The sequence below is a fragment of the Sinomonas sp. G460-2 genome, assembly GCF_047759905.1.
In the GTDB taxonomy this organism is placed as follows: Bacteria; Actinomycetota; Actinomycetes; order Actinomycetales; family Micrococcaceae; genus Sinomonas.
Window position 1 is genome coordinate 1 of sequence record NZ_JBKZWT010000276.1, and the last position, 4769, is coordinate 4769.

Sequence of the window (4769 nt, forward strand, 5' to 3'; positions counted from 1 at the left end):
CGGGAGCTCCTGGACGAAGAACGGGGCGTCGCCCTGGACCATGACCGCGAGCGCCGCCGCGATCTCCGCCGCGGGGACGTCGTGCTCCGCCTCGTAGGACGCGATGAGCTCGCGGAAGAGGGAGACATCCTCGGTCTCGAGCGTGTCCGTGATCTGGTCCGCGAACTTGCTCATGCGCAGCGAGTTGACCGTCTCCGCCGTCGGCAGCGACATCTGCTCGACGGACTGGTGGGTCGCCTTCTCGATGGCGCGGAGAAGGAACTTCTCGCGCGGGGTCATGAACAGGATCGCGTCGCCCTTGCGCCCGGCGCGGCCCGTGCGGCCGATCCGGTGGACGTAGCTCTCGGTGTCGTGCGGGATGTCGTAGTTGACCACGTGGCTGATGCGCTCGACGTCGAGGCCACGGGCCGCGACGTCCGTCGCCACGAGGATGTCGATCTTGCCCTCGCGCAGCGCCTCGACCGTGCGCTCGCGCTGCGCCTGGGCGATGTCGCCGTTGATCGCGGCGGCCTGGAAGCCCCGCGCCTTGAGCTTGTCGGCGAGATCCTCGGTGGCCATCTTGGTGCGCACGAACGCGATGACGCCGTCGAAGTCCTCGACCTCGAGAATGCGGGTGAGCGCGTCGACCTTGTGCGAGCCCATGACCTGCACGAAGCGCTGACGGATGTTCGTCCCCGTGGTGGTCTTGGACTTGACCGTGATCTCTTCGGGATCGTTGAGGTACTGCTTCGACATGCGGCGGATCTGGGACGGCATGGTCGCCGAGAAGAGCGCCACCTGGCGGCCCTCCGGCGTCTCCTGGAAGATCCGCTCGACGTCGTCGGCGAAGCCCATGCGCAGCATCTCGTCGGCCTCGTCGAGCACGAGGTACTGGAGCTCCGAGAGGTCGAGCGAGCCCTTCTCGAGGTGGTCGATCACGCGGCCGGGCGTGCCGACCACGACCTGGGCGCCGCGGCGGAGTCCCGCGAGCTGGGGGCCGTAGGCCGAACCGCCGTAGACCGGCAGGACCGTGAAGTCCTCGAGGTGCTTCGCGTAGGAGGTGAACGCCTCCGCGACCTGAAGCGCGAGCTCGCGGGTCGGGGCGAGCACGAGCGCCTGCGTGGCGCGGGACGGGCCGTTCTGATCGTGGAGCTCCGCGAGGCGCGAGAGCGCCGGGACGGCGAACGCCGCGGTCTTGCCGGTACCCGTCTGGGCGAGGCCCACGACGTCGCGGCCCTCGAGGAGCAGCGGGATCGTGGCGGCCTGGATGGGCGAGGGCTTCTCGTAGCCGACGTCGCGCAGCGCGGCCAGGACGCGGCCGTCGATGCCAAGGTCGGTGAACAGGACGCCGCGCTCTTCGTTCTCCTGCGGGGCGTCCTCCTGCGAGGAGTTCTCCTGCGCGGCGTTCTCCTGCGGAGAGTTTTCCTGCGGGGCGCTCTGGGAAGTCGCGTCAGAGTCGGTCTCGGCGGCGGCGTTCAGGGCGTCAAGGATTTCAGACATAGGGGTGTCCTCGGGGTTGGGGAGCCTCGGGCGGCTCGTCGGTCAAATACCGAAGCCCGGCGCTATCTCAATCCCGTGGCAGGACTTCTCGCTGCATTTCGGCGCCACACGCGCACTGTCAGCGTTTACTTCAGCCGGACTCCCCTATGAAACTGCCCGCCTAGCGGGCCCCAACACGCTCTACTCCTGCCTCAACAATTGGGCAAGAAAAGGGAATACCGGCGCAGTGGGGGATACAACTACTGTACAGGACGCACGACGGCGACCACGCGCCGTCGTCCGCCAGCGCACCGTGAGCTTGGGCACAGTGAGTTTTCTTGGGCACAGTGAGCTTTCTTAGGCACAGTGAGCTTGGGCACAGTGAGTTTTCTCGGGCTACGTTGGGGTCATGCCCCCAAACCCCCTCGGCCGTGCCCTGCGCCACCGGCGAGCCGGCCACGACAAGCTCGTCTGGGAGCGTCCCGACCTGCGGGCCCCCGAGGACTTCGCGCTCGACGATGCGCTCCGCGCCATGACCGGGCATGTCATAGTGCGGGCACGGCTCGACGGCACCTACGAGATCCGGTAACTGCGCGCGGAGGCGACTGCAGCACCCAACCGTCCCTTCTGCGGCACAACCGCTCGGTAGAGGCATAACCGCCCCGCACGCGGGACGGTTATGCCTCTGGCAGACGGCTATGCAGCGCGAGGGACGGGCGTGCGGCGCGGGGACGGGCGTGCGGCGCGAGGACGGTCGTGCAGCGCGAGGGACGGCCGTGCAGCACGAGGGACGGCCGTGCAGCGCGAGGGACGGTCGTGCGGCGCGGGGACGGCTGCCCTAGGAGCGGCCGAGCGCCCGGTCGATGTACGGGCGGATCTCGGCTGCGAGGCGGATGACCCCCTCGGCCTCGGCGTCAAGGAGCGCCTCGGCGCGCTCTGGCGTCGGGTCCGCCATCCACTCCCCCACGCGCACGCCGTGGTCCGGAACATGCTCGACCGCGAACACCTCGCCGGCCTCGAGGTCGCCCGGCGTGATGACGCGGAGGTACGCGCCGGAGAGGCCGGAGGCCATGAACCGCTTGACCCAGCCGTCTTCGCCCATGCGGCGCGCGAACGTCGCGCACGGGATTCGCGGCATCGTGACTTCGAGAAGCGTCCCGCCCGGGAAGCGCCACCGCTCGCCGATCACGGCCTTGCTCGCCGTGATCCCCTCGACCCTCAGGTTCTCCCCGAAGAAGCCGGGCGGGATCTCCCGACCGAGCTCGCGCGCCCACAGCGCGGCATCGTCCTCGGAGTACGCATAGACGGCCTTGTTCTCGCCGCCGTGGTTCGCGCGATCGGCCTGGACGTCCCCGTGGAGGCCGAGCCGGCGCACGCGCACGGGCCCCTCGACCGGCCGCTTGTCGATGGCGGTGACGCCCACGGTTCCGGGATCGGACAGGAGCTGCTGGACGCGGCAGACGGCGACGACGCGGGCGGTCTTCATGGCCCCAAAGCCTACCCGCGACGGCGGCCCGATGGAGCCTCGACGGCCCTCGTCACGGGTCGAAGCGGTAGCCGATGCCGGCCTCGGTCTTGAGGTGGCGGGGGTCCGACGGATCGCGCTCGAGCTTGCGGCGCAACTGGGCCATGTAGACGCGCAGGTACTGCGTCTCCTTCGCGTACGCGGGGCCCCAGACCTGAGTGAGCAGCTCGCGCTGCGTCACGAGCGTGCCGGGCTGCCGCACGAGCAGCGCGAGAATGTTCCACTCCGTCGGGGTGAGGCGCACGTCGCTCCCGTCGCGCACCACGCGGCGTGCGGCGAGGTCCACGCTGAAGTCCGCGGTTTGGACTCGCGGCGTCTCGGGGCGTACTGCGCCGCGACGCGCCGCGGCACGGAGGCGCGCGAGGAGCTCTTCGAGGCCGAACGGTTTCGTCACGTAGTCGTCCGCGCCGGCGTCGAGGGCCTCGACCTTGTCCTCGGCAGCATGCCGGGCCGAGAGCACGATGATCGGCACCGTGGTCCACTCCCGCAGGCGCCGGATCACTTCGACGCCGTCCATGCCGGGCAGGCCGAGATCGAGCACCACGATGTCCGTCGTGGCCTTCGCCGCGGCCTCGAGGGCGGCCTCGCCGGACGGCGCCGTGATCGCCTCGTAGCCGTGCACCCGCAGGTTGATCTGGAGCGCCCGCGCGATCTGGGCCTCGTCCTCGACGACGAGCACGCGCGTCACGGCGCGGACTCCACGGAAGGCGCGGTCCCGCCGTCGAACGCGGAAGGCGCGGTCCCGCCGTCGTGCGCGGAAGGCGCGGTCCCGCCGTCGAACGCGAGAGACTCCGGGCCGCCGTCGGACGCCGCGAGCGGAAGGATCACGCGCATCGTCAGGCCGCCGCCAGGCGTCTGCCCGGCCACGATGCGGCCGCCCATCGCCTCGACAAAGCCCTTCGCGACGGCCAGGCCCAGCCCGACCCCGCCCGTGCGGTCGCCCGAATCACCCGCCCGCTGGAACGGGCTGAAGACCGCGAGGATCTGGTCGGGCGGGATGCCGTCGCCGTGGTCGATGACGCGGAGCTCGCCAGCCGTAGCGCCCCCCGGGTCCGGGTCGCTGAGGCCGGCCTCGAGCTCCACGGAAGATTCCGGCGCGTGCTTGAGCGCGTTCTCGACGAGGTTCGCGACCACGCGCTCGAGCAGCACGGGATCGGCCTCGACGGCGGGGGCCGCCGCCGGGACCCAGTCCTGGACGCGTCCCTCCGCCTCCCCGCGCCACTCGTGGACGATCTCGCGCCAGCGCACGGCACGCAGGAGCGGCGTGACGCTGTCCGCGGAGATGCGCGACATGTCGAGCAGATTCCCAACGAGCACCGAGAGGCGGTCGGTGTAGTCCTCGATGGTCGCGAGCAGCTCGGCCCGCTCCTCGGGCGAGAAGTCGACGCCGGGCTGGCGGAGGCTGCTCACGCTGAGCTTGATGCCCGAAAGCGGCGTGCGGAGGTCGTGGGAGACCGCACGGAGGATCGAGGTGCGGATCGAGTTGCCCTCCTCGAGGCGTCGATTGGCCTCGCGGCTCGACTCGAGCTGAAGGCCCTGGCGGATCGCCACGAGATAGGCCCCAAACGCCTGCATCATGCGAAGATCGGCAGGCTCAAGCACTCGGCCTCCCGCGAGGAGCGTGTAGCGCTCGTCGGCCACGACCGCGCTGTCCGCGGCGGCTGGCGTGACTGGCGGCGCCTCTCCAACGCTCGCGACGACCTCCCACCCGGGGGCCTCCGCCTGCGACGTCTCCGGCTCGCGGCGGTCGATGAGCGTGACTGCCCGGAGTCCGAGCGCCGAGCGG

The 4769-nt window shown here is 70.7% G+C and carries 5 protein-coding genes; 1 reads left to right on the plus strand and 4 read right to left on the minus strand.

Features of this window, described 5'->3' with window-relative positions:
* The coding region (locus ACLN58_RS17900) for a DEAD/DEAH box helicase (protein ID WP_415856599.1) at nt 1–1479 on the minus strand (1479 nt) is incomplete at its 3' end.
* Between the two features lie 388 nt (nt 1480–1867).
* Between ACLN58_RS17900 and ACLN58_RS17905 the strand changes: the two genes are divergently transcribed.
* Nucleotides 1868–2047 carry a hypothetical protein gene (locus ACLN58_RS17905; protein WP_415856600.1) on the plus strand — a complete coding sequence of 60 codons (180 nt, stop codon included), beginning with the start codon at nt 1868–1870 and terminating at the stop codon, nt 2045–2047.
* Between the two features lie 249 nt (nt 2048–2296).
* Here ACLN58_RS17905 and ACLN58_RS17910 read toward each other — a convergent pair whose 3' ends face one another.
* The 3 genes from ACLN58_RS17910 to ACLN58_RS17920 form a co-directional block, all read right to left on the minus strand.
* Complete coding sequence (locus ACLN58_RS17910) at nt 2297–2944, minus strand: MOSC domain-containing protein (RefSeq protein ID WP_415856601.1); 648 nt, start codon at nt 2942–2944, stop codon at nt 2297–2299.
* Nucleotides 2945–2996: 52 nt separating this feature from the next.
* Entirely contained in the window at nt 2997–3671 is a 675-nt protein-coding gene (locus ACLN58_RS17915; protein ID WP_415856602.1) for a response regulator, read from the minus strand.
* Nucleotides 3668–4769: sensor histidine kinase (locus ACLN58_RS17920; RefSeq protein WP_415856603.1), on the minus strand; the 1102-nt coding region annotated here is incomplete at its 5' end. The genes ACLN58_RS17915 and ACLN58_RS17920, both read right to left, overlap by 4 nt.